Genomic DNA, 22,121 nt, shown 5'->3' with positions numbered 1-22,121 from the left:
ATAACATTTCGGCTTTCGGTCAAGGAAAGGTGAAAATGATGCACGCGCGCATCGCTCCAGCAAAATTTGATCCACCTTCTCATTATTGGCGATATTTTGCCTAAAATTGCGCAAAAACAGATGCTCCCCCTTTCAGCACTTGGTTAACAATCAGGGCTATGACATACCAATGTTGCATCTGGGGAAGAGATGACACCCCCGTGTAACATCACGGGTAAAGGCAGAATACGGGGCGAAGACCACATGACGATTGACGGTTCATCGAGCATGTCCCGCCGTGCGCTTCTGGGCGCATTCGCGGCGACAGCGATCACAGCAGCACCAACATTTGCCAACGCGGCGGGATTCCTGCGCGGCGGTGGTGACATCCGACGTATCAAGATGTATTCCGGCAGGACCGGCGAACGCATCGATATGATTTACTGGATCGAGGGCAAGTACGTCCGCGAAGCAGTCAAGGAAATCAACCACTTCATGCGGGATTGGCGCACCGATGGCGTCAAGTCGATGGACCTGCGCACAATCGACATCATGTCGGCCGCGCACAATCTTCTGGATGCCACGGAGCCTTACATGCTTCTGTCCGGCTATCGCAGTCCACAAACCAACGCCATGCTGCGCTCGCGCAGCCGGGGTGTGGCCAAGAACTCGCTGCACATGAAAGGCCAGGCGGCTGACCTGCGTTTGTCGAGCAGATCGGTTGGTCAGGTGGCGCGCGCCGCGGCGGCCTGCAAGGGCGGCGGTGTTGGTAAATACTCGCGATCCAATTTCGTGCATATGGACTGCGGAGTCGTGCGCACCTGGGGGCGCTGAAAACCGCTCACCCTGTATAAATCGAGATATTGAAAGCGGCTTCAGGGCCGCTTTTTTTGTGCAATTTTCCGTAATACTTCCCATCGTGATGCTGGGATTGCGGTCTGCGCATCGCGCCCTCTTCCTGGCTGTCGGGGAGATTCCATCGAACGCACGGCCATCGGGGGAGGAAGAGACAGGTCGTGACTGAGGGACGCGATTTCTTGGCGGCATCCGGTGCGTTGCAACCCGCCAGTGTGCAGTGGATTGCAACGCTCTTCCGGCTTGCCCAAGCGTTACACACTTGAATCCTGATTCCGGATGCGAAAATGGAACTTCAAATGAGCAGCTAGTTAAAAACAAACTTAAGTACTCGTTACTCGGCTACACGTAACTGTGCACACGATATCCAACACCCACACTGTTTGCCATTGATGCGCCAAAAGCGTTCCGGGGTAAATTCGTGTCATTGCCTAGGTAGATTTACCTATGCCGGTTTTCCCAGGTTTTCGAAGAGCTTTGTGGTGTTCGAGAGATCAATCAGTTCTGCAACCGAGTTGACCCGCATCTTTTCCAGAATACGGGCGCGGTGATGATCCACAGTGCGCGGGCTGATGTCCAATTGCCGCGCAACGTCCTTGCTAGACGCGCTCGACGGGTTGGAAACGAACAGGCCTGCAATCTCTCGTTCACGGTCGGTCAGTTTTTCGAACCGAGCGCGGGCGTTGCGCGCCTTGTCTTGCCCCTGCCGTCGTTGTGCGTCGAGTTCAAGAGCCGTGTCGATCTGTTTGATGAGTGCTTCCTGCCGGAAGGGTTTCTCCAGGAAGTCGATGGCGCCAAGTTTCATCGCCTGTACTGTCTCGGGCACCCCGCCGTGCCCCGTGATGAAAATCACCGGCAGCGAGTAACCACGTACAACCAGCAGCTTTTGCAACTCCAAACCGGACATCTCCGGCATACCATAGTCCAGAATAAGACAGCCCGACTGATCCGCCTCATACCCGTCCAAAAACGCCTGGGCAGAGTCAAAAACGCAGGTGTTGTATCCCCGTGTGCGCAGTGCTCGGGACAAGGACGTGCGGATATCCTCGTCGTCATCGACAATGAATACGCAAGGATCAGGCGCTGAATTCATTGAGTTTCTCATTCACCTTCTTGGGGACCAGAGGGGGCAGCGTGAAGCAGAACTGCGAATGGCCGTTGTCATCCTTTTGATACCATAGCTTTCCCCCATGCGAGTCGATGATGGAGCGGCAAATCGACAGTCCCAACCCCATACCGTCTTCCTTGGTGGTTTCAAACTGTTCAAAGAGGTTTGCGTGTGGATCAAAGCCGGGGCCGGTGTCGGTGATTGATATGGTGAGGCCCTCATCACTCTCCTGCCCTTTCAGCCAAACGATGCGCTCTGGCACGTCACTGTCCCCGATGGCCTCGATGGCATTGCGCAGTAAGTTCAGCAAGACCTGTGCAATTTGAACGCGTGAGCCGTAGACAGGTTCCACGTCACGGACATCGATTCGGATGCCGATGCCGTTTTCCTTCGCCTCCGAACGCACCAAATGCAGCGTTTGCTCCAGCAGTTCCTCGAAATCGAATTCCGCTTTCTCCACCCCGTCCTTTTTAACAAACCCGCGAAGAGCCTTGATAATGTCTCCTGCTCGGTGCGCATGCCGGTCTGTTTCCTCCAGAATACTTTTCAATTCTTCCGTGTCGCTGGCGTTATCCTTCAGCGCGTAAAGCGCGGTATCCATGTTCTGGGTGATGGCCAAAAGCGGCTGGTTTAACTCATGCGCCAGGCTGGTGGCCATTTGTCCCATCACGTTGACCCGCGAGGAATGCGACAGATCGCGGTTCAGGCGCTGGATCTTGCGTTCCGCATCCTTGCGCTCGGTGATGTCGTCAACGGTCACCACGGCGTGGCGCGAGTGGCCCGCATCATCGCGGATGACAATCACGTTTTCGCTGACCCAGATCGCGGTGCCATCTTTGCGCAGGAGCCGTTTTTCATGCAGGTATTCAGAACGTTTCTGCCCGCCATCCTCAAAGAAGAAGCCTGCAACTGGATCATCCGGATGCGAGATGTCGTGTGCGGTCAGGGACAGGATTTCATCCGCATCATATCCGAGCATCGCGGCGAACTTACTGTTGACGCGCATGATCCGCCCGGTTTTGGCTTCTATCTGGGCCATGCCCCGCGAGGCGAGGTCAAATGTGCGGCCGAACTCGGTTTCGGACTTCTTGCGCTCCGCGATGGCTTGGACCAGGGTTTCATTTGCGCGTTGAAGTTCACGGTACGTATGGGGAAGCGGCTCGGACGCAGAAACTTCACCCTGTGACACCAAAGAGGAACGCACCGCAAAGGCGCGCACGGGCTTATGGATGTAGTTGGCCAGAATCAATCCGAAGACGCCGGATATCAAGGCGATCAAAGCCGCGATCCAAACATTTTGCGTCCGGTTGGCCTTGATCTCGCCGGTGAAATCGGTTTCGGGCGCATAGACCGCGATAGTCCAGGGCAGTTCCTCGCTGATCACCGGCATCACGGTCGATACATATGTGGCATCACCGTACTCGAAACGCGATGACACCTCGCGCTCGACGGAGACCTCATCGCCCCTGATCAACGGGCCGAATGCGGCCTGTGCCACCGGATCACCGAACTCGTTGATGCTGACAAAGCGGAACGTGCCGTCGGCATTGGCGGTGCTGATAAGGTCCTGATTGGGGTGGGCGATCACGTCGCCATTTCGGTTCAGGATCAGGGCTTTGCCACTCTCTCCGATATTCAGCCGGGACAGGAAATCCGAAATCGCTTCGATCCCGATGTCAACGCCGACGACGCCCTGGATTTCTCCACCAGCACTGAAAACGGGCGAGGCTGCGGTGATGCCGGGGGTTTGTGAGGTGAAAAAAATGTAGGGGTCGGTCCAGATGCTGGCCCGCTCGCTGCTGGCGTTCTGATACCACAACCGGTTGCGCGGATCATAAGGGTCCAATGGATCCTGACTTCGGAGAACTTCCGCATATCCGTTGTCGCGCCAGATCAGTTCGACGGAACGCGTCTCCTCATCCTGCCGGATGATCTTGGTTCGAAACGGCCCGGGCCCGCTACTGCGCATCACATAGACAAAACTGCCGGTCTCATCGCCATAAAAGACTCCGGCAAACTGCGGCGATATCTGCAATTGCTGGAACAGCAGTTTTTCAAGCTGTTGGAAGTTGTCACTGGAGATGACCTGGCTTTCGGCAAGGCGCGTGGCCAATTCGGCGGCCCCCTTGGCCGGTTTCAGAAAGCCTCGTGAATGTTCGATGGTGTTGGTCCCCACGTCACGCAGCAGATGGCGAGCATGGTCCAACAAGACTTTCTCTGAGGTGAGAAAAGAGGAAAACACCACGATTGTCACAGCGACGAACTGCAAACCGGCGAGACACAGCGCCAACATGAGACCCAGCGAGAGCTTCATGCAGTTATCCGCCTGCGAATGGGGGTTAAAAAGCAGGGAGCCACGTCGGTCTTTTGGCATGTAGGGTGTGCGGCTTCTGCTGCGCGCGCGTCAGTGCGGCATGCATCTGCCCTGCCCCCGATCTTTGTGGTTTTAGTCATCTCGGTCTGAGATCCGCAATCATTCGATACCCTCTGTCCTGTATGTTACATAATTTCAGGAGTGCGAAAGATGACGGGCTTCGAATTGAGCGACAATTCGCCTTATGATGCGGATATCGCGGGCGCTCCACCATCTTTCGATTGTATCGACGGTACATATTACTCCGATAAGCTGTTTCCCCGGCGCCCGCAACGGCGCAGCGGCAAACGATCGTATCCTGTGACCTGACAGAAGGTCGCCACGACGGATCAGCGGATGGGTGTAGATATCATCTATTCTGAGAACGTCGTACAGTGTCGTGGCATGCGTGGCCAGGAGCAAGGATTGCGCCTGCAGAATGTCGTCATGTGTATCGGACGGACCTTGCAGATCACGCGAGTATGCGGACTGAAGATCTTGAAACGAAAACAGAAAAGACGCTGTGGATTGCAGCTGTGCCGTCATGAGATGCGGCAGTATCCGCGCTTGTGCACTTCGGACGTCAATACTGATCCCCGCCGCGTTCGTGCGCTCCACTAAAAGAGTGTCATCTTCCTCGCCGGAAATGGGTTGGTTCGATGGGAAAAGGGTCTTCAAGGCTTCTGTCCTGAACTGAGGCGAACGCGCCATTATGCCCGACATCGCCTATCAGTAGAATATGCAGAATTGCCTAGGCAAAACTACCTAGATATGCGGTCCATCGATTGATGATTTCACGCACCGTTTAGCGGATTTAAGGGCGCTATTGGGTCTGTATCACAGGCAAAATGACGAACATCCAGGCTTCTTTGGAAGCAAAACCTGCACGGAAAACTGATCAGGCCATGGGTGATCACGGTGTCTGTCAGAGCGCGCGGAACGGACAGTCGGCATTCTGAACGCCGTAGCTCTTGGAGATTTCCCGTCATTGCAGAGTTACATGTTCAGCGCGCTGGGAGACTGATCTGTGAAGACGCGAATATAGTCACCCGGTGAGGAGCCCGCCCAAAACACCCATAGCTTATGCGGGTCTTGCTCATCCACCCACACCCTGTCGCCTTGCTCCAATCCCCGAAGTTCAGGACTGATGTAGGTTACAGACGTATTGGCCAGAAAATCAGTCCTGGCCATCGTCCCTTGAAACGCTGCAATGCCCAAAATAGGCGCGTCGAAGTAGACGAAACCATATTGGGTGCCGGACAAGCTATCAAAGAAAACGCAGTGGCTTGCGATAATCGATCCCTGCGGGATGACCCCATTGACCCCGCCAATGTCGACGTGGATTGGCTCTACAAGGGTGATGTTCTGATCCTCATCAAAGCCATAAAGATTGTCGTCATCGAAAGTATCAAACCCCACGGCGAAAGGTTCATCCGTGGTCAGCTTGACGAACATCCCGCTACCGTTTTGTCGGATGATTTCACCATCCAGGATGTACGCCTGCGTCGGCGCCGAGAGAAGCGCAAGTGCCAATGCCGATTTCCACATGTTTTGCTATTTTACTCCAATAGGTTGCCCGCGAGGGTAGTCGGCCTGTGACGACATCACCAGCTGGCTCGACGCGTCTCGCAGAAACTTGACATCGCAGAGGCTGAGGTCCGCCCTGGGTTCAGGCCGGTGGGGTGCCATGGTTTTCCGAAGGGGCACATTTCAAGACCTGGTCAGGAATGCATCGCGGATGGCAGTCTTCATTGCTGACATCGGGTCGTCATCTGACGACTGGTTCGTCGCCATGACCAACTTGGACGTTGGTGTTGAGTGACATCCAAGGCGGTCGCTGACCACCGACAGGTCCGCATGAAGAGACGAACGCGCCAGGAGGCCGACAGCAATCCCGGCCTCTACCGCCGCGAGCACACCTGAGACGCTTTGGCTGGAATAGACGATACGATAGGGTTTCCCGCTGCTCTCAAGTGATCCGATTGCCGCGTCGCGCCACCAGCAGGCTTGATCAAAAACCGCGAGCGGAAGGGGATCGCATGCTGTGAAATCCACCTTTGTAGAAGACATCCAACAGGTTGGATCCTCGAATAGCAACTCTTCATGCGGCCCCAGAGTTTGGACTTCGTAAATGGCAAGATCCAGTGTTCCCTTTTCCAGCGCGCCGGGGAACCCTGTGCTGAGGGCACAGGTCACATCAAGTTCCACATGCGGATGCTGACGTGTGAAGGCTGCAATGATATGCGCGAGCTTTGTCCTGCCATGATCGTCTGGAATGCCAATCCGAAGCTTGCCTGTGACAGCTTCCTTCGAGAGGTCGCGCAGGGCCACATCGAGACGGGTTGTTACCTCCTGTGCAATTGGTAACAGGCGGCGGCCCACGGCGCTCAATACAACGCCGCGGCCATGTCTCTCGAACACAGGGTGCCCGACGATCACTTCAAGACGTTTAATTTGCAGGCTTGTTGCAGATTGGGATCGGTGTATCTGCTCTGCTCCTTCGGTCACGCTTCCGGCGCGGGCGACGGCGACGAAGGTGCGCAAAAGATCACTATTCAGATTTTCCATTTGATTTTTCGATACCTGAAATATGAATTATGCGTTTCATATATGGCTTGAGCTTCCGTAACTTCAAGCAAAAGGAGTTTGCGGTGACCGATCAAACCATTGTTCAAAAACGCTCAAGCAGGAAACTGATAATTTGGGGCATCTGCGTGCTCACATTGATGGGCATCGGAGCCATCTGGCCGACTTATCTGTTGGAGACCGCCACATTTGTCCTGTGTGGATTGGTTGTCGTCGCTCCCATCGTCATTCCGGGCATCGTTCTCGCAGCCTGGATTATTGCGAGCGGGGCAGATTCTCGCATCGCAAGTGCCTTTGAGGGCAGAACGTTACGTACGATTCTGACCGCTTCGCTGATTGGTGCAATAACACCGGTGTGCGGTGTCACAGTCCTGCCGTTGATGGCCGGGTTGCTGGCCGTTGGCGTGCCCCTGGCCCCGATCATGGCGTTCTGGTTGTCCTCCCCAATCACAGACCCGGCCATGCTTGCGACGACGGCGGCAACACTCGGGTTGAGTTTTGCGGTTGGCAAAACCATCGCCGCTTTTTGTTTAGGCGTGTTTGGCGGGGCGATTACAGCACTTTTCGCCCGCACATCCTGGGCGCTGCACGCGCTTCGTGACAATGGCATGGCCAGGCAATTGAGTGCCGCACGGTGTGGCCAGGCGCAGACATTTGATCCTTGGATCTGGCGCACCGATACCCGGCGCCGGTCCTTTGCCAAGCAGTTCTGGGCCACGGCACGTTTGATTCTGATTTGCCTGATCCCAGCCTTCGCCGCAGAATATGCGCTGAACGCCGCACTCACCCCCGGCTCGCTCGCGGCCTATGTTGGTGAAGATCAGTGGTGGGCCATTCCTGCGGCGGTCTTCGTTGGTGCGCCTGCCTACATCGACGGCTACGCCGCGCTGCCGCTGACCCGGGGTCTGATTGAAACCGGTATGTCGGAGGGGGCTGCCATGGCCTTTCTCATCTCGGGCGGCGTGGTGAGCATCTGGGGTGCCCTTGCCATTGCGCCTATCCTGAAACTGAAGCCATTTCTGCTGTATCTCGCACTGGCCGTTCTGGGGTCGCTTGCAGCCGGGTATGCGTTCGAATGGGCTGTTTAGATCCCCGCGTCCACGAAGGCGGTCACTCGGCTCCGGCAGGTTTGTCTCGCAATAGCCGCCGCTCGCCCGATCTGTTGCTTGCTCGCACAAGCTATGACAACTGGCCTGTTGGCGGGTCACACCTGATGGCAACCTTTTGCTCAGAAGGCTGCTCATTGCTGTGCAAGCTGTGCTAACCATCGCTTCCAATCTACTGTCGCAAAGATTGTCCCCTTAGAGGAATTCAAAGTGGCTAACTCAATTGTTGAAGGCGAACTGACGATAGATGGCAACATCAAGTCAAGTGACGGAAATCTGGAGATCAAAGGAAGTGTTGTAGGGGACGTCACCGCTGCAGAGGTGGTCATCGGGTCAGGTGGAACCGTTGACGGTGCGGTGTCTGCAAAGACTGTCGTTGTCGAAGGAAGACACAAAGGCAGCTTGAAGTGTGACAATGTTACGTTCGCATCGACATCCAATGTTCAAGCGGATGTAAAGGCCGAAACCATGACGACAGAGAGCGGCGCGAAGGTTGTCGGAAAAATCGACATTACTGGAACGGGGTGAATTGCCTCAGCAGGGTATTGAACTTGCTGCCCCGTGCCGTTCATGCCGAAACTGCCGCCTGTTCTGTCGGGCACAGTTTTGGTTGAGCACTGCATGCTTTGGATGGGAAGCCGTTGGACCGAAAAACCGGTAGGCCGTGACTTGAATGCAGCGCGGATCAGGAGCAAGGATGTGTCCGTTTTCTGTTCTAGCCTTCACTCGGCAGGTCGCTGACACAAGAGATTGCCTTTGTCGGGTCCGGGTATGATGCGGAGACTACCTATCCGTAGGGGGCAACGTGCACGTGTCGTGCTCAACTGCCGTTGGAAGGCACGGCGGATCAAGTGGAGCAGACGGCACCACACAATCGGAAGCCCCTTGAAATCAAGCTCTTAAGAGAAGATGTGGCGGACCCTAGAGGATTCGAACCTCTGGCCTCTGCCTTCGGAGGGCAGCGCTCTATCCAGCTGAGCTAAGGGTCCACTGATGCGCGGTATAGCGGGACAAATGCCGCCTCGCAACGGCAAAACATCACCGTCTCAAGGACCAGTACGTTTGTGATAGACGGTGGAGCGCACGAGACATGTGGTAGTTGCCATTCCCATCGAGGTCGCCATGCTTTGCGGCAAATCCACGGTCAGATCCGCAAGTTGATTGATCTGATCGGGCGCGATGATCACCATGATCGATTTCGACACCACGGTCATCGTGCCAATTGCGGTCTGCTGGACGTCACTAAAGATGCCTTCCCAGATGTTGGGCGCAATCTTCTGCCATGTGAAATTAGGATCAATATCCTCGAAAACAGCTGGCCCGAAGGGATCGGGAAAGGTGATCTGCTGGCCGGTGTACCCCTGCCGTGCCTGCTTCATCTGACCGACCATCTCGGCTGGACAACCGGTCTGGCTGTCGAAGGTGACCTCGCCTGACCACGTTCCGGACTCTGGTTGGATGTCAGTTGCGAAACCGATGCCGGGAAGGACCAGAAGCCAGAGAGTGATAAGGATTCGTCGCATCATCCGTGCATTGTAGCCAGCGCCGCACCGTCAGGCAAAAAGATCATGCGCAAGTTCCAGCGCCTCGACCAACACGTCCACCTCGGCTTGCGTATTGTAGAGCCCAAAGGAGGCGCGGCAACTGGCTGGGATGCCCATATGCGCCATCAGCGGACCGACACAATGCTGACCCGCGCGCACGGCGACGCCCTTCTTGTCGAGGATGGTGGAAATGTCATGCGCGTGCCCTGCTCCCTCCATGGTGAAGCTGAAGATCGCACCTTTGTCGGGGGTCGTGCCCTGCACCTGCAACCAGTTGAGACCGCCGAGTTTTTCCACCGTGTAGTCGCGCAGGCTGTCCTCGTAGGCGGCGATATTCTGCATTCCCAGCGCCATCATGTACTCTAGGGCAACGCCAAAACCGATGGTCTGCACGATACCGGGGGTACCCGCCTCGAACTTCATCGGTGGATCGTTGTAGATCACGCCATCCTTGCTGACCTCGCGGATCATGTCCCCGCCGCCGATGAAGGGGCGCATTTCCGCCATCCGTTCGGATTTCACATAGATTGCGCCTGAACCGGAGGGCCCATACAGCTTGTGTCCGGTGATCGCATAGAAATCGCAATCGATGTCGCTGACGTCCACCGGTTGATGCACTGCCGCCTGACTGCCATCGATAAGCACGGGGACCCCCCGGGCATGGGCTTCCTGACAGATTGTCTTCACGTCCACCCGTGTGCCCAGTACATTCGACAGATGTGTCACGGCGATCAGTTTGGTTTTGGGGCCAATGGCATCGATCACGGCCTGCGGATCAAGATAGCCGGTGCTGTCCACATCCACCCATTTCAGCACCACGCCCTGGCGTTCGCGCAAAAAGTGCCAGGGCACGATATTGGCGTGGTGTTCCATCACGCTAAGCACGATCTCGTCACCCGCGTCCAGCCGTGGCATCGCCCAACCGTAGGCCACCATGTTGATGCCTTCGGTTGTGCCTGAATTCAGCACGATCTCGTCCTCTGATCCGGCGTTCAGGAATCGGGCAATCACACCGCGCACGCTTTCATATTTGTCGGTGGCAAGGTTCGACAGGAAATGCAGGCCGCGGTGCACATTGGCGTATTCGTTGGAATAAGCGTTGCTGATGGCGTCGATGACCACCTGCGGTTTTTGCGCAGAGGCGCCATTGTCCAGATAAACCAGCGGCTTGCCGTTCACCTCGCGGGAGAGGATCGGAAAGTCGGCGCGAATTTTGGTGACATCATACATTGGCAGGTACTCCGAGCGCGCTGACGCCGATCAGGGATAGCAATAGGGAAAACCCGAGGGACATGGCCACCGCGCCTGCAAGCAGCACGAACAGTGCTTTCATAAGGGAGTTCAGCTGCAATCCCACGCTGATGAAGTTGAGGAAAATCCAGATCGTTGCGATGCCGACGATCAGAACGAGAAAACCCGCGAGGACGGGTATCAAGAGGACGCTGAGCAACACGAGCACCTGTGCCGCCAACCGCAGAATCTGCAGCCAGACAAGGAGTGCCAGCAGATCACTCATATCGTCGGATCCGCCCATGGCACGGCCCGTCCAGAACAGCGCGTGGACGGTAACGACAAACCCACCGGCGACGATCATGAAGAGGGTGAAGGGGTTGTTTACCATGCCGGCCAGCGGTTCGGGCACCGGAAGCAGCATGTTCGACAGGGTCGACATGAAGGTGCTGAGGATCGCGACCAGGGCAGCGGCCATCCATAGCTCTTTTCGCGGCAGCTGCCAGCTCATGATGATGGCGGCGGCCTCTTTCGGCGCGCGCACGGTCAGCAGGGCCAGTTGCGGCCAGTTTACGGTCGAGATCACGCGGCGCGTCCTTCTGCAGCAATCAGCCCACTGATCCAGAACCACAGGAAAATGACAAGCCATGCAAGGCCAACAACCTGTAACTCCAGGCCCGGCCCGATGAACCCTGCCACCAGCCCGTTCAGCAGCATCAGCGGTGAGGCGGCCAGCAAGGCCCAAAAAAGGGCCAGCCGGGCGCCATAGTAACTGCCTTGCCCTCGAAACAACCTGGCCACAAGATGCGATAGTGCCGCAAGGCAGTACAGCAGCAGCGGGGCGATGAAGACCCACGCCATGAGGGACGCGCCCATCAGCATGTCCAGCTCTTCCCCCGTCAGATGCGCCTCGCGGGCCAGACGCGGGAGTTGCGCGATAAACACGACCACGCAGCCAGCCATCAGATAGGCCAGGGCCCGATCTTCACGCTGCCCAAGGGCCAGCAACCCGCGCAGTGCTTTGCCCGGGTTGCGATAGGTTGCCGTGATATTGCGCGTGACCGCCATTAGCTTCGATGCCGTTCCAGCCAGGCGGCAAGGCGGTCGTTGATCTCGTCGCGCAGGTCTTCGTTCTCGATTTCCTCCACCGCTTCCGCGAGAAAGGCGAGCGTCAGAAGATCCGTTGCGGGACCTTCCGGCACGCCGCGGGACCGCAGATAGAAAAGCGCATCCTCATCAATCGCGCCCGACGTGCTGCCATGCGAACAGGCCACGTCATCGGCGTAAATCTCCAGCTCCGGCTTGGCGAGGAACTGGCTGTCTTCATCCAGCAGCAGCGACTGGCTGATCTGGTACCCGTCCGTCTTCTGGGCGTCTTTCTTGACCAGAATCTTACCTTGGAAAACGCCTGTGGCACCATTGCGCAGCACCTTTTTGAACACCTGACGGCTTTCACAGCCGACGGCGTCGTGGGTGATGAACACCGTATCATCGTGGTGGAAATCACCGTCGCCGACACAGGCTCCCGCCACATGGGCCACCGCGTCATCGCCGGTCAACTCGATCACGCATTCATTGCGCGTGAGCACGCCATTGGCGGTCAGCGTGAAGGATTTGAAAACCGACTCTGTCCCTAGCCGGGCAAAGATATGCGTGGCTGCGCGGCGCTCATGGTCCCTGCCCTGTGCACGCACATGGTGGAATGTCGCGCCATCGGCCACCTCCACTTCCATGCATTTATTGAACCGCGCCGCTGCCGGGCCGCTTTCCAGCACCGTGACCTCCGCGCCCGGATCGAGCCGGATCACATGGTGCAGGATCGCATCCGAGGTCTCGGAGCGGTGATGATAGGTCAGGTTGATCGGCTTGGACGGATTGCCCGTCACGTGAATGAGCACGCCGTCCGTGGCAAAAGCGGTATTGAGGGCGGCCAGCGGGCGCGGCACGGGGTTTTGCCCTTTGGCTTCCAATACGCCGTAGAGGTCGCGCGCCCAGTGGATGTCGGTTTTTGCCTCGGCCAGCCGGTCGATGGTCACCCCTTCGAGGCTCAAATCGTCAGAGGCTTGCGGATCAAACACCCCGTCCACGAAGACGATGTTCAGTCGGTCCATCTCACCAAAGATCGGCGCCTCATCGTTGTCGAAGAGCGCGGCGGGGACAGCACCAGCTTGGGTCAGCGTGTCCGGGCGGGTGTATTTCCAATACTCATCCCGACGCTCCGGCAGACCCATCGCCTGCACGCGCGCCAAGGCGTCCTTGCGCGCCGCCTCGGACCATCCCCCTGCAGGCAGGGTCAAATCGCCAAGACGTGCGTCGGTGGTGGAGATTTTTTCTGCAGCGTCAGCCATCACGCCACCTCTGCAAGGATATCGCCGTAGCCGTTATTCTCGACTTCCAGCGCCAGCTCCGGGCCCCCGGATTTGACGATCTTGCCGTCGGCCATGATGTGCACCACGTCCGGTTTGATGTGATCCAGCAACCGCTGATAGTGGGTGATCACCAGAAAACCCCGCCCCTCGGAGCGCAGCGCGTTCACGCCTTCGGCGACCAGTTTCATGGCATCGACGTCGAGACCGGAATCGGTTTCATCGAGGATGCACATCCGGGGTTCCAGCATCGCCATCTGCAGGATTTCATTACGCTTTTTCTCGCCACCGGAAAATCCCACATTGACGGGGCGTTTTAGCATGTCGGCGTCGATTTTCAGCTCTTTTGCCCGTGCACGCACGGCCTTGAGGAAGTCGGCGGCGGACATCTCCTCTTCGCCGCGCGCCTTGCGCTGTGCGTTCACGGCGGTGCGCAGGAAGGTCATGTTGCCCACGCCGGGAATTTCGACAGGGTATTGAAATGCCAGGAACAGGCCAGCAGCGGCGCGTTCTTCAGGCTCCATCTCCAGAACGTCCGCGCCTTCCAGCATCGCGGTGCCATCGGTCACCTCGTAGCCATCCTTGCCGGACAGCACGTAGGAAAGTGTCGATTTGCCCGAACCATTCGGCCCCATAATCGCGTGCACCTTGCCCGCTTCGATCTCCAGATCGACGCCTTTGAGGATCTGCTTGTCCTCTTCTTCCAGTTTCACGTGCAGGTTCTTGATGCTCAGCATTTCGTTCGTCCTTCTATCGGTTCCGGCAGGCGGAAAGTGTTCTTGTTCAGCGTGTTACATCTTTTTATTCAGGTAATCGTCACGGCGGTCCCGGATACGGAGACCATCAGCATGGAGTCCCCGATCACCTCATAGTCGAGGTCGATGCCGACCACGGCATTCGCCCCCAGTGCGGCGGCACGTTCTTCGATCTCATGCATGGCCTCGTCGCGGGCGTCTTTCAGCTTGCTCTCGTAAGCGCCCGACCGGCCGCCGATCACATCCGTCACAGAGGCAAAGAAATCCCGCACGATATTCGCACCCATGATCGCCTCGCCCACGACGATGCCGTGATAGGCGGTGATCGGATGACCCTCGACGGTGTTGGTCGTTGTCAAAATCATGTTTGGTTTTCCCTTTCAACAATCCGCGTCTGGTGGCAGTCCGGGCAGATTTCAGAGTGAACGACGGCGCGTTGCAGAATGCTTACGAGCCGCCAAGTCAGCGCGCTCCAGCAAAGGAACAGGATCAGCCCGATGGCGACCTCGAACCGTTCCGCGTATTGTGCAAACAACCAGCCGTCTTCAACCATCTCTGCGACAATCTCGTCATGCCCCATGGAGAGCAGGAACACGAAGAGATGACCAAGAATGAGCAGCGTTAGTTCTCGCGTCTCCGCCAACAGCCGCCCGGGGTTGCCAAGGCGAACACGGAGGCCGTGGCCGTTATGCGATGCGCCGGGAGCCATTAGACGTTCCGCTTTCTCATCGAGTTCACGACGGCAGCAGCTTGACGCGCACTGGTATGTCGTTGCTTCTTCGCTTTCAGCATTGGGCGCGCTCCAATATATCCAACGATTAATAGCGGGAACTGTAAGGCGAAGAGTACAAAAGGATCGCCAATCTCAACTCCCGCTATGCCAGCTAACATGATGACAACAACGACTAGAAATGGACTAAGCCAAATGAGCGCAGTTTTGGCACCTGCGAATTCAAGAGCTTGCAGCCTTCTGATTTCGATCTCCATGGTTTCAAGCTCTTCCCACGCCTTATCGTTGATGGCCGACTGATTATCCAACAGAACCTTCCAACGAAATCGCCACCAGCTGCTGCGCTTCCATGGCGAACTCCATGGGCAGGGCCTGCAGCACGTCCTTGCAGAAGCCGTTGACCACCAGCGCCACGGCCTCCTCCTCGTCCATCCCGCGTGAGCGGCAGTAGAAGAGTTGGTCGTCATCCACCTTGGACGTCGTCGCCTCATGCTCCACGCGGGAGGAATTGTTCTTCACCTCGATATACGGCACCGTATGGGCGCCGCAGTCACCGCCGATCAGAAGACTGTCACACTGCGTATAGTTCCGCGATTCCTTTGCCTTCGGGTGCATCGAGACCAGCCCGCGATAGGTGTTCTGCGCCTTGCCCGCCGAGATACCTTTTGAAACGATCCGCGACTTCGTGCGCTTGCCCAGGTGCACCATCTTGGTGCCGGTATCGGCCTGCTGCATGTGGTTGGTGATGGCAATCGAGTAGAACTCGCCCTGGCTGTCATCGCCGCGCAGAATGCAGGACGGGTATTTCCATGTCACGGCAGAGCCGGTCTCGACCTGCGTCCACATCACCTTGGCGCGGTCGCCGCGGCAATCGGCGCGTTTGGTCACGAAGTTATAGATCCCGCCCTTGCCGTTCTCATCGCCGGGATACCAGTTCTGCACGGTGGAGTATTTCACCTCCGCGTCTTCCTCGACGATGATCTCGACCACGGCGGCGTGCAGCTGTGCAATGTCGCGCTGCGGTGCGGTGCAGCCTTCAAGATAAGATACGTAGGAGCCCTTGTCGGCGATGATCAGCGTACGTTCAAACTGGCCCGTGTTCTCCGCATTGATACGGAAATAGGTGCTGAGCTCCATCGGGCAGCGCACGCCCGGCGGCACATAGACAAACGACCCATCCGAGAAGACCGCTGAGTTCAGCGTTGCATAGTAGTTATCGCTCACCGGCACGACGGTGCCGAGGTATTTCTTCACCAGCTCCGGGTGCTCCTTAATCGCCTCGGAGATCGAACAGAAAATCACGCCCGCTTTTTTTAGCTCATCCTGAAACGTCGTGCCGACCGAGACGGAATCAAACACCGCATCCACCGCGACCTTGCGCGGCTCGTCGCCCAACTCCTCCGCGCCTTCAACACCGGCGAGGATCATCTGCTCCTTCAGCGGAATGCCGAGTTTCTTGTAGGTTTCAAGCAGCTTGGGGTCGACCTCGTCCAGCGACTTCGGCTTGACCTCCATCGATTTCGGGCGCGCGTAGTAGTATTGGTCCTGAAAATCGATCTCCGGGTAGTCAACCATCGCCCACTTGGGCTCTTTCTTTTGCAACCAGCGCTCGTAGGCGGCCAGACGCCATTCGGTCATCCATTCCGGCTCTTCGTTCTTCTCGGAAATCAGGCGCACGATATCGGGTGAGAGACCCTTGGGCGCGTACTCCATTTCGATGTCCGTGGACCAGCCGTGTTTGTACTTGCCACCGACCTCGCGGACCGCATCCACGGTCTCCTGATCGACGCCTTCCTTGACTTGTACTTCGTCCAAAGGTTGGTCCAGTGCAGCCATCTTTCCCTCCAAAACTCACGCCGCGCGGGCGCGAAATTTACGTTCTTTCGCCAGCCAGACTTCAGCAAATCGCTGCACATCCTCGGCGGTGTTATCCAATCCCAGCGACACCCGAATGGCGCTGCTGGCCGTCTCTTCATCGTAGCCCATTGCGCGCAAAACAGAGCTTGCGCGCACCTTGCCGCTGGAACAGGCAGACCCTGCGCTGATAGCAAAACCTGCAAGGTCCATCTGGATCACCTGGCTTTCGCCTTTCCAGCCCGGCGTGGCGAAACAAGAGGTGTTCGGCAGGCGGTTTGCGCCTTTCCCGACAAAAATAGTTGCATTTGCCGAAGCTGCAAGGGTGTTTTCTAGAATCTTTCTAAGTTCTTCGATTTCTTCCCACCTGCCCGCCGCCACATCCCGTGCCGCCGCCTCGGCTGCCGCGCCGAATCCAGCGATACCAGTCACGTTTTCCGTACCGGACCGGCGCCCCATCTCCTGGCCGCCCCCCCGCACGAGCGCGGACACATCCATGCCGCGCCGCACAATCAGCGCGCCAATGCCCTTTGGCCCGCCCAGCTTGTGGGCTGACAGGATCGCCATGCGGGTCCCGCTTTGCGCAAAATCGACTGGGATTTTTCCAGCTGCCTGAACGATGTCCGAAAACCCAAGGCCCAGCGGCACGTCCTGGATTACGCCCGTCTCGGAATTGGCGGCTTGCAAGGCCACGGTGTCGGGACGTTCAAATCCCGACACGCGCCCGTTTTCATCTGCACGCAAGGTCTCCATGCACAGCAGCGACACGCAATCGTGCTCAATGCCTGCTGCCTCGAACGCAACCGGCCCGTCTGCAATGCCCGGACCTGCGTGCAGGCCCAGGGCCGCAGCCTCTGTCGCAGAGCCCGTAAAAACAACTTCCCCCGGCGCACAGCCGACCAGTGCCGCCACCTGTCCCCGCGCGCGCTCGACCAATGCCTTGGCCGCACGGCCCTCGGCGTGCACGGAGGAGGGGTTGCCGACGATATCCATGGCCGCAAGCATCGCGTCCCGCGCTTCGGGGCGCAGGGGAGCGGTTGCATTGTGATCCATATACACGCGGCGCATGCTTCTATCCTTTTTTTAGCGGGGTGACGCGGCAGGCATCCCATATTGCTTATTCATCCACGACATCAAAGAGGATCGGCACCGCCGGGCATGGCGCCAACTCATTGGCGACCACATCGGAGAGCCGCGTCTGATGCAGAAACACGTAGACATGGGCCGAAAGCCCCTCCCACAGCCGATTTGTCAGCGATTGCGCCCGGCTGCCCGAGGCACCGCCCGAGGCGCCTGCCCCCTTGTGCATGGCATCGACCGTTTCGTCCACGGCCGACAGCACATCCACGACCCGGATGTCGGAGGGGCGCTGCGCCAGCCGGTAGCCGCCCCCAGGCCCGCGTACGGAGGACACCAGCTCCGCCCGCCGCAGCTTCACGAAAAGCTGTTCCAGATAGGGCAGCGAGATCGACTGGCGTTCGGCAATTTCGCCCAGTGTGATCAGGCTGCCCTCAGGCTGCAGGGCAATGTCTGCCAGGGCGACCATCGCGTAGCGTCCCTTCGTTGATAGTTTCACGGCGGAACCCTCCCCCGGCCCGTCTGGCCTGCAATTGATTGACGCGGGGCAATTAAATGCCTAAGTCCAGATTTCGCACTCCGACACACGAAGTGCGCACGAATTAGAACCGTTCTAAAGTGCCTGAGCGAAGCCGTCAAGATTTCGCAAAGCTCATGTGGACATTGTTACAGGGACGCCCATGCCCGAGGTCATTTTTCCCGGACCCGAAGGCCGCCTCGAAGGCCGCTACCACCCCCAAAAAGAACGGGATGCGCCGATCGCCATCATCCTGCACCCGCATCCGCAGTTTGGCGGGACGATGAACCATGTGATCGTGCATCGGATGCATTACGCCTTTTACAACATGGGCTTTACCGTGCTGCGGTTCAATTTCCGCGGTGTCGGGCGCAGCCAGGGGGAATATGATCAGGGGATTGGCGAGCTGTCTGACGCGGCCTCCGCGCTCGATTACTTGCAGTCGATGAATAACAACTCCAAACACTGTTGGGTAGCGGGTTTTTCATTTGGTGCATGGATCGGGATGCAGCTTCTGATGCGCCGGCCCGAGATCACCGGCTTCATATCGGTGGCCCCGCCCGCCAACATGTATGACTTTTCCTTCCTCGCCCCCTGCCCCGCCTCGGGCCTGATCATCAACGGCACCGCCGACCGCGTGGCGCCGCCAAGTGACACGGAATCGCTGGTGGCAAAGCTGCATGAGCAAAAGGGTATCACCATCACTCACGAACAGGTCGACGGTGCCGGGCACTTCTTTGAAGAACCGCACATAGACACATTGATCGACACGACGACATCTTACGTGAAGCGCCGCCTGACAGAGACGACGCGGTAGGCCTATGGGGATCGTCGAAGACGTCGCGGACGAACTGGCGCTGGAAAGCCTCAAGATCATCAACGCAACGGGCGACGATGCCTTTGTGCAACGTGTCGCCGATACCATCGGCGGCTCGTCGCAGACCATGGAAGAGGCCTATCTGACGGCGGTGCGTGTGCGCCGCGCTGAACAGCGGGCGCGTGAGATGCTCAAGACGATCAAGGACGAGATGGCCCGCAGTCTGGAGCCGCCGAAGGATGGGTGACCGTCTGGCGGCGCAGATCGCCTTTCTGAACGAAGCGGACCGGCTGAAATCCGTCCTGCGCGCTTCGCGCCTGCACGACAACAGCCGGTTCGAGAACTCCGCCGAGCATTCCTGGCACGTGATGCTGCACGCCTTTGTGCTGGCCGACCACGCGCCTGAGGGTGTGTCCATTGACCGGGTTCTTAAGATGCTGCTGATCCATGATCTGGTGGAGATCGACGCGGGTGACAACCCTATCCACGGCAATGTGGATACTGTGGCCCAGGACGCGGCGGAACGGGCGGCTGCGGATCGTCTTTTTGGCCTTTTGCCGCACGATCAGGCCACGACCTACCGAGCGCTTTGGGATGAATTCGAAGCGGCTGAGACCCCGGATGCGAGGTTTGGCAAGGCCATCGACCGATTGACTACACCGCTCGCGAATATGGAAAACGGCGGCGGGTCGTGGCGCGACTACGGCGTCACGCTCGACCAGCTCGACACAAGGGTCGGCACCCCGATGCAGCGCGGCGCACCTTTTATCTGGGGCTGGCTGCGTCCCAAGCTTGCCGCCTATTTCGACCGCCCGCGCGCCTGAGCACCGCTTTCGGCGCCAATCCGTCGCATTTTCAAGATTTTGGCTCGGTATACATATGTATACATTCTTTTAAACCACAGTCATCTGCGCTACACCGCGCGCAGGCTGACTCGAACCCCCACGCAGGAGAACTCCATGACAAAGATCAAGGTAGACAACCCCGTCGTCGAACTCGACGGCGATGAGATGACCCGGATCATCTGGGATTTCATCAAGAAGAAACTCATTCTGCCTTATCTGGATGTGGACCTGAAATACTACGACCTCGGCATCGAGGCCCGCGACGAGACCGATGACCAGATCACCGTTGATGCCGCCCATGCGATCAAGGAACACGGTGTCGGCGTGAAATGTGCCACCATCACGCCGGACGAGGCGCGGGTCGAGGAGTTTGGCCTGAAACAGATGTGGCGCTCGCCCAATGGCACCATCCGCAACATCCTCGGCGGCGTGATCTTCCGCCAGCCGATCATCTGCAAGAACGTACCGCGCCTTGTGCCCGGCTGGACCAAGCCCATCGTGGTTGGCCGTCATGCTTTCGGCGACCAGTACCGCGCAACAGACTTCAAATTCCCCGGCAAGGGCAAGCTGACGATCAAATTCGTGGGTGACGACGGCACCGAGATCGAAAAGGAAGTTTTCGACGCGCCCGGCGCCGGTGTGACCATGGCGATGTACAACCTCGACCAGTCGATCATCGACTTTGCCCGCGCCTCGATGAACTACGGTTTGTCGCTTGGCTGGCCAGTGTACCTGTCGACCAAGAACACGATCCTCAAACAATACGATGGCCGGTTCCTTGAACTGTTCCAGCACATCTACGAGACTGAATTCGAAGAGAAATTCAAGACCGCTGGCATCACTTACGAGCACCGGCTGATCGACGATATGGTCGCCTGCGCGATGAAGTGGAACGGCGGCTACGTCTGGGCTTGCAAGAACTACGACGGTGACGTGCAGTCCGACACCGTGGCGCAGGGCTTTGGCAGCCTTGGCCTGATGACGTCGGTACTGATGACCCCCGATGGCCAGACCGTCGAGGCCGAAGCAGCCCACGGCACCGTCACCCGTCACTATCGCCAGCACCAAAAAGGCGAAGCGACCTCGACCAACTCCATCGCGTCGATCTACGCTTGGACCGGCGGCCTCAAGCACCGTGCCAAGCTGGACGACAATACGCCGCTGATGAACTTTGCCGAGACGCTGGAAAAGGTCATCGTGGATACCGTGGAAAGCGGCTTCATGACCAAGGATCTTGCCCTGCTGGTCGGGCCCGACCAGAAATGGCTGACCACCATGGGTTTTCTGGAAAAAGTGGACGAAAACCTCAACAAGGCGCTTGTCGGCTGAGGCTCTCGTCATTCAGGTATGTGGGGGGCTGTGGCAACGCAGCCCCTTTTTTCATGCCACCTGCGCCGGTTGTGGAGGGGCAAAATCTGAAATCTCGACCGCGTCTTTGGTGAAGCGGCAGAAACTCCCAGCAGGAACGGCGTGCCACTCAGTGGCATCTTCTTCATAGGGTTCGGAAACGACAGCCCAGCCGCGACGGGCGTCGTGCCATTGATAGTAAAGCGACGGGGCGAGGTGATCAGACGCGTAGCGGATCGCGTAGAGCGTCTCGCCATCCGAGAGCGCTGCTGTGCAGCGGATGAGCGGCCCCTGAAAACCAAATCCCGCCGCCATGGACTGCAGCTTTCCAACCGCAGCCTCCAACGCGCCGCGCGGATCATCATCGAGCCCGAGGGCGCAGGCAATCAGGAACAGGGCCTCGCTGTCCGTGGCGCCGCGTCGCGCCGAATAGAGGGCGTCATCAATCATCATATCGGCGGATTTGCGGAAGTGTTCGAAACCGCCCACCTGCCCGTTGTGCATGAAAGACCAGCGCCCCTGCACGAAGGGATGGCAGTTGTTGCGGCTGGTCGCCGTGCCGGTGGAGGCCCGCACGTGGGCCAGAAACAGCGGCGATTGCACCTGATCAGCGAGAGCCGCCAGGTTGGGATCGGACCACGCCGGGTAAACATCCCGGTAGAGGCCCGGCTCCGGCCGTTTATCATACCACGCCAGCCCGAAGCCGTCCGCATTGATCGTCGTCTTGCATTCGGTGGCAGCCCGCGACTGAATGATCAGCGAGTGCGCAGGGGCCGTCAGAATCTCGGAGAGGAAGATCGGCGCGCCGTGATAGGCGGCCCAGCGACACATCAGTGTCCCCGATTGTGGATGCGTCCATAGAGGCGGGTGATGATCCGGCTGGCCGTCTTCTCAAAGAGGCAGGGCACAAATGCATGCACAAGCGCCGCACCGGCGGCTGCGAACAGCGACAAGGCGAACCGCAGGGCAAAGAGCATGTGCTGAAAGAACGTCTCATCGACGGTTGCCGGGTGAGAAAGGAAAATGCGCTGGAACATGGAGGCCTCCTGTTG

Annotated in this window: 26 protein-coding genes and 1 tRNA gene; 7 read left to right on the top strand and 20 right to left on the bottom strand. The window is 58.1% G+C overall.

Features of this window, described 5'->3' with window-relative positions; genetic code table 11:
* The first annotated feature begins 243 nt into the window (after nucleotides 1–243).
* Entirely contained in the window at nucleotides 244–813 is a 570-nt protein-coding gene (locus Q1A52_RS19405; protein WP_299863778.1) for a DUF882 domain-containing protein, read from the top strand.
* Nucleotides 814–1,279: 466 nt separating this feature from the next.
* On the opposite strand, the gene Q1A52_RS19400 is transcribed toward Q1A52_RS19405, so the two are convergent.
* From Q1A52_RS19400 to Q1A52_RS19380, 5 genes are all read right to left on the bottom strand, one after another.
* A complete protein-coding gene (locus Q1A52_RS19400; protein WP_300019164.1) occupies nucleotides 1,280–1,927 on the bottom strand; it encodes a response regulator in 648 nt (215 codons plus the stop codon).
* Nucleotides 1,911–4,256: a cache domain-containing protein gene (locus tag Q1A52_RS19395; RefSeq protein ID WP_300019162.1), complete on the bottom strand. Its 2,346-nt coding sequence runs from the start codon at nucleotides 4,254–4,256 to the stop codon at nucleotides 1,911–1,913. Before Q1A52_RS19395 ends, Q1A52_RS19400 begins: the two co-directional genes overlap by 17 nt.
* Nucleotides 4,257–4,451: 195 nt before the next feature.
* Nucleotides 4,452–4,973 carry a GAF domain-containing protein gene (locus Q1A52_RS19390; protein ID WP_300019160.1) on the bottom strand — a complete coding sequence of 174 codons (522 nt, stop codon included), beginning with the start codon at nucleotides 4,971–4,973 and terminating at the stop codon, nucleotides 4,452–4,454.
* Between the two features lie 318 nt (nucleotides 4,974–5,291).
* Nucleotides 5,292–5,828, bottom strand: coding sequence for a hypothetical protein (locus tag Q1A52_RS19385; protein WP_300019158.1), 537 nt, complete (start codon nucleotides 5,826–5,828; stop codon nucleotides 5,292–5,294).
* A gap of 177 nt (nucleotides 5,829–6,005) precedes the next feature.
* A complete protein-coding gene (locus Q1A52_RS19380; RefSeq protein ID WP_300019156.1) occupies nucleotides 6,006–6,863 on the bottom strand; it encodes a LysR substrate-binding domain-containing protein in 858 nt (285 codons plus the stop codon).
* A gap of 146 nt (nucleotides 6,864–7,009) precedes the next feature.
* Between Q1A52_RS19380 and Q1A52_RS19375 the strand changes: the two genes are divergently transcribed.
* Both Q1A52_RS19375 and Q1A52_RS19370 read left to right on the top strand, forming a co-directional pair.
* Nucleotides 7,010–7,969 carry a permease gene (locus Q1A52_RS19375; RefSeq protein WP_300019154.1) on the top strand — a complete coding sequence of 320 codons (960 nt, stop codon included), beginning with the start codon at nucleotides 7,010–7,012 and terminating at the stop codon, nucleotides 7,967–7,969.
* 228 nt (nucleotides 7,970–8,197) lie between these two features.
* On the top strand, nucleotides 8,198–8,515 hold the full coding sequence (locus Q1A52_RS19370; RefSeq protein ID WP_299783317.1) for a polymer-forming cytoskeletal protein: 318 nt from the start codon (nucleotides 8,198–8,200) through the stop codon (nucleotides 8,513–8,515).
* Between the two features lie 384 nt (nucleotides 8,516–8,899).
* On the opposite strand, the gene Q1A52_RS19365 is transcribed toward Q1A52_RS19370, so the two are convergent.
* From Q1A52_RS19365 to Q1A52_RS19305, 13 genes are all read right to left on the bottom strand, one after another.
* Nucleotides 8,900–8,976, bottom strand: a tRNA-Arg gene (locus tag Q1A52_RS19365).
* A 57-nt stretch (nucleotides 8,977–9,033) separates the two neighbouring features.
* Nucleotides 9,034–9,510 carry a hypothetical protein gene (locus Q1A52_RS19360; RefSeq protein WP_300019152.1) on the bottom strand — a complete coding sequence of 159 codons (477 nt, stop codon included), beginning with the start codon at nucleotides 9,508–9,510 and terminating at the stop codon, nucleotides 9,034–9,036.
* A 30-nt stretch (nucleotides 9,511–9,540) separates the two neighbouring features.
* A complete protein-coding gene (locus Q1A52_RS19355; RefSeq protein ID WP_300019150.1) occupies nucleotides 9,541–10,761 on the bottom strand; it encodes a cysteine desulfurase in 1,221 nt (406 codons plus the stop codon).
* Nucleotides 10,754–11,347, bottom strand: coding sequence for a YIP1 family protein (locus Q1A52_RS19350; RefSeq protein WP_299827536.1), 594 nt, complete (start codon nucleotides 11,345–11,347; stop codon nucleotides 10,754–10,756). Before Q1A52_RS19350 ends, Q1A52_RS19355 begins: the two co-directional genes overlap by 8 nt.
* Nucleotides 11,344–11,829 carry a YIP1 family protein gene (locus tag Q1A52_RS19345; RefSeq protein WP_300019148.1) on the bottom strand — a complete coding sequence of 162 codons (486 nt, stop codon included), beginning with the start codon at nucleotides 11,827–11,829 and terminating at the stop codon, nucleotides 11,344–11,346. The genes Q1A52_RS19350 and Q1A52_RS19345 overlap by 4 nt, the downstream gene beginning before the upstream one ends.
* Entirely contained in the window at nucleotides 11,829–13,109 is a 1,281-nt protein-coding gene (gene sufD, locus Q1A52_RS19340; RefSeq protein ID WP_300019146.1) for a Fe-S cluster assembly protein SufD, read from the bottom strand. Before sufD ends, Q1A52_RS19345 begins: the two co-directional genes overlap by 1 nt.
* Entirely contained in the window at nucleotides 13,109–13,864 is a 756-nt protein-coding gene (sufC, locus tag Q1A52_RS19335) for a Fe-S cluster assembly ATPase SufC (RefSeq protein WP_300019144.1), read from the bottom strand. Before sufC ends, sufD begins: the two co-directional genes overlap by 1 nt.
* 68 nt (nucleotides 13,865–13,932) lie before the next feature.
* A complete protein-coding gene (locus Q1A52_RS19330) occupies nucleotides 13,933–14,247 on the bottom strand; it encodes a YbjQ family protein (protein ID WP_300019142.1) in 315 nt (104 codons plus the stop codon).
* Nucleotides 14,244–14,591: a hypothetical protein gene (locus tag Q1A52_RS19325; protein ID WP_300019140.1), complete on the bottom strand. Its 348-nt coding sequence runs from the start codon at nucleotides 14,589–14,591 to the stop codon at nucleotides 14,244–14,246. The genes Q1A52_RS19330 and Q1A52_RS19325 overlap by 4 nt, the downstream gene beginning before the upstream one ends.
* Complete coding sequence (locus Q1A52_RS19320; RefSeq protein ID WP_300019138.1) at nucleotides 14,591–14,920, bottom strand: hypothetical protein; 330 nt, start codon at nucleotides 14,918–14,920, stop codon at nucleotides 14,591–14,593. Before Q1A52_RS19320 ends, Q1A52_RS19325 begins: the two co-directional genes overlap by 1 nt.
* Nucleotides 14,913–16,448 (bottom strand): Fe-S cluster assembly protein SufB, encoded by a 1,536-nt coding sequence (sufB, locus tag Q1A52_RS19315; protein WP_300019136.1) that lies wholly within the window; start codon nucleotides 16,446–16,448, stop codon nucleotides 14,913–14,915. Before sufB ends, Q1A52_RS19320 begins: the two co-directional genes overlap by 8 nt.
* A gap of 15 nt (nucleotides 16,449–16,463) precedes the next feature.
* On the bottom strand, nucleotides 16,464–17,534 hold the full coding sequence (locus Q1A52_RS19310; protein WP_300019134.1) for a cysteine desulfurase family protein: 1,071 nt from the start codon (nucleotides 17,532–17,534) through the stop codon (nucleotides 16,464–16,466).
* Nucleotides 17,535–17,583: 49 nt separating this feature from the next.
* Nucleotides 17,584–18,042 (bottom strand): Rrf2 family transcriptional regulator, encoded by a 459-nt coding sequence (locus tag Q1A52_RS19305; RefSeq protein WP_300019132.1) that lies wholly within the window; start codon nucleotides 18,040–18,042, stop codon nucleotides 17,584–17,586.
* Nucleotides 18,043–18,223: 181 nt separating this feature from the next.
* Here Q1A52_RS19305 and Q1A52_RS19300 point away from each other — a divergent pair, with 181 nt between their 5' ends.
* The 4 genes from Q1A52_RS19300 to Q1A52_RS19285 all read left to right on the top strand — a co-directional run bounded on the left by Q1A52_RS19300 (nucleotide 18,224) and on the right by Q1A52_RS19285 (nucleotide 21,051).
* Complete coding sequence (locus Q1A52_RS19300) at nucleotides 18,224–18,877, top strand: alpha/beta hydrolase (RefSeq protein WP_299783329.1); 654 nt, start codon at nucleotides 18,224–18,226, stop codon at nucleotides 18,875–18,877.
* 4 nt (nucleotides 18,878–18,881) lie between these two features.
* Entirely contained in the window at nucleotides 18,882–19,124 is a 243-nt protein-coding gene (locus Q1A52_RS19295) for a hypothetical protein (protein ID WP_299783330.1), read from the top strand.
* On the top strand, nucleotides 19,117–19,701 hold the full coding sequence (locus Q1A52_RS19290) for an HD family hydrolase (protein WP_300019130.1): 585 nt from the start codon (nucleotides 19,117–19,119) through the stop codon (nucleotides 19,699–19,701). Before Q1A52_RS19295 ends, Q1A52_RS19290 begins: the two co-directional genes overlap by 8 nt.
* A gap of 135 nt (nucleotides 19,702–19,836) precedes the next feature.
* Complete coding sequence (locus Q1A52_RS19285) at nucleotides 19,837–21,051, top strand: NADP-dependent isocitrate dehydrogenase (protein WP_300019128.1); 1,215 nt, start codon at nucleotides 19,837–19,839, stop codon at nucleotides 21,049–21,051.
* Between the two features lie 51 nt (nucleotides 21,052–21,102).
* Here Q1A52_RS19285 and Q1A52_RS19280 read toward each other — a convergent pair whose 3' ends face one another.
* Together Q1A52_RS19280 and Q1A52_RS19275 are read right to left on the bottom strand one after the other, a co-directional pair.
* Nucleotides 21,103–21,900, bottom strand: coding sequence for a class II glutamine amidotransferase (locus Q1A52_RS19280; RefSeq protein WP_300019126.1), 798 nt, complete (start codon nucleotides 21,898–21,900; stop codon nucleotides 21,103–21,105).
* Nucleotides 21,900–22,106, bottom strand: coding sequence for a DUF6356 family protein (locus tag Q1A52_RS19275; protein ID WP_299783334.1), 207 nt, complete (start codon nucleotides 22,104–22,106; stop codon nucleotides 21,900–21,902). The genes Q1A52_RS19280 and Q1A52_RS19275 overlap by 1 nt, the downstream gene beginning before the upstream one ends.
* Nucleotides 22,107–22,121 lie beyond the last annotated feature (15 nt).

Origin of the sequence: uncultured Roseobacter sp., assembly GCF_947488185.1 — a bacterium.
GTDB lineage: Bacteria > Pseudomonadota > Alphaproteobacteria > Rhodobacterales > Rhodobacteraceae > Roseobacter.
The sequence above is the reverse complement of the archived record's forward strand: the minus strand, read 5'-3'. Positions and strand labels throughout refer to the sequence as shown.

Excerpts from the sequence above, each read along its gene's own strand:
- Q1A52_RS19280 (WP_300019126.1), bottom strand. The coding sequence starts at position 21,900 with ATGTGTCGCTGGGCCGCCTATCACGGCGCGCCGATCTTCCTCTCCGAG.
- Q1A52_RS19330 (WP_300019142.1), bottom strand. The coding sequence starts at position 14,247 with ATGATTTTGACAACGACCAACACCGTCGAGGGTCATCCGATCACCGCC.
- Q1A52_RS19300 (WP_299783329.1), top strand. The coding sequence starts at position 18,224 with ATGCCCGAGGTCATTTTTCCCGGACCCGAAGGCCGCCTCGAAGGCCGC.
- Q1A52_RS19325 (WP_300019140.1), bottom strand. The coding sequence starts at position 14,591 with ATGGCTCCCGGCGCATCGCATAACGGCCACGGCCTCCGTGTTCGCCTT.
- Q1A52_RS19395 (WP_300019162.1), bottom strand. The coding sequence starts at position 4,256 with ATGAAGCTCTCGCTGGGTCTCATGTTGGCGCTGTGTCTCGCCGGTTTG.
- Q1A52_RS19400 (WP_300019164.1), bottom strand. The coding sequence starts at position 1,927 with ATGAATTCAGCGCCTGATCCTTGCGTATTCATTGTCGATGACGACGAG.
- sufB (WP_300019136.1), bottom strand. The coding sequence starts at position 16,448 with ATGGCTGCACTGGACCAACCTTTGGACGAAGTACAAGTCAAGGAAGGC.
- Q1A52_RS19285 (WP_300019128.1), top strand. The coding sequence starts at position 19,837 with ATGACAAAGATCAAGGTAGACAACCCCGTCGTCGAACTCGACGGCGAT.
- Q1A52_RS19380 (WP_300019156.1), bottom strand. The coding sequence starts at position 6,863 with ATGGAAAATCTGAATAGTGATCTTTTGCGCACCTTCGTCGCCGTCGCC.
- Q1A52_RS19310 (WP_300019134.1), bottom strand. The coding sequence starts at position 17,534 with ATGCGCCGCGTGTATATGGATCACAATGCAACCGCTCCCCTGCGCCCC.
- Q1A52_RS19360 (WP_300019152.1), bottom strand. The coding sequence starts at position 9,510 with ATGCGACGAATCCTTATCACTCTCTGGCTTCTGGTCCTTCCCGGCATC.
- Q1A52_RS19345 (WP_300019148.1), bottom strand. The coding sequence starts at position 11,829 with ATGGCGGTCACGCGCAATATCACGGCAACCTATCGCAACCCGGGCAAA.
- Q1A52_RS19275 (WP_299783334.1), bottom strand. The coding sequence starts at position 22,106 with ATGTTCCAGCGCATTTTCCTTTCTCACCCGGCAACCGTCGATGAGACG.
- sufD (WP_300019146.1), bottom strand. The coding sequence starts at position 13,109 with ATGGCTGACGCTGCAGAAAAAATCTCCACCACCGACGCACGTCTTGGC.
- Q1A52_RS19405 (WP_299863778.1), top strand. The coding sequence starts at position 244 with ATGACGATTGACGGTTCATCGAGCATGTCCCGCCGTGCGCTTCTGGGC.
- Q1A52_RS19290 (WP_300019130.1), top strand. The coding sequence starts at position 19,117 with ATGGGTGACCGTCTGGCGGCGCAGATCGCCTTTCTGAACGAAGCGGAC.
- Q1A52_RS19295 (WP_299783330.1), top strand. The coding sequence starts at position 18,882 with ATGGGGATCGTCGAAGACGTCGCGGACGAACTGGCGCTGGAAAGCCTC.
- Q1A52_RS19355 (WP_300019150.1), bottom strand. The coding sequence starts at position 10,761 with ATGTATGATGTCACCAAAATTCGCGCCGACTTTCCGATCCTCTCCCGC.
- sufC (WP_300019144.1), bottom strand. The coding sequence starts at position 13,864 with ATGCTGAGCATCAAGAACCTGCACGTGAAACTGGAAGAAGAGGACAAG.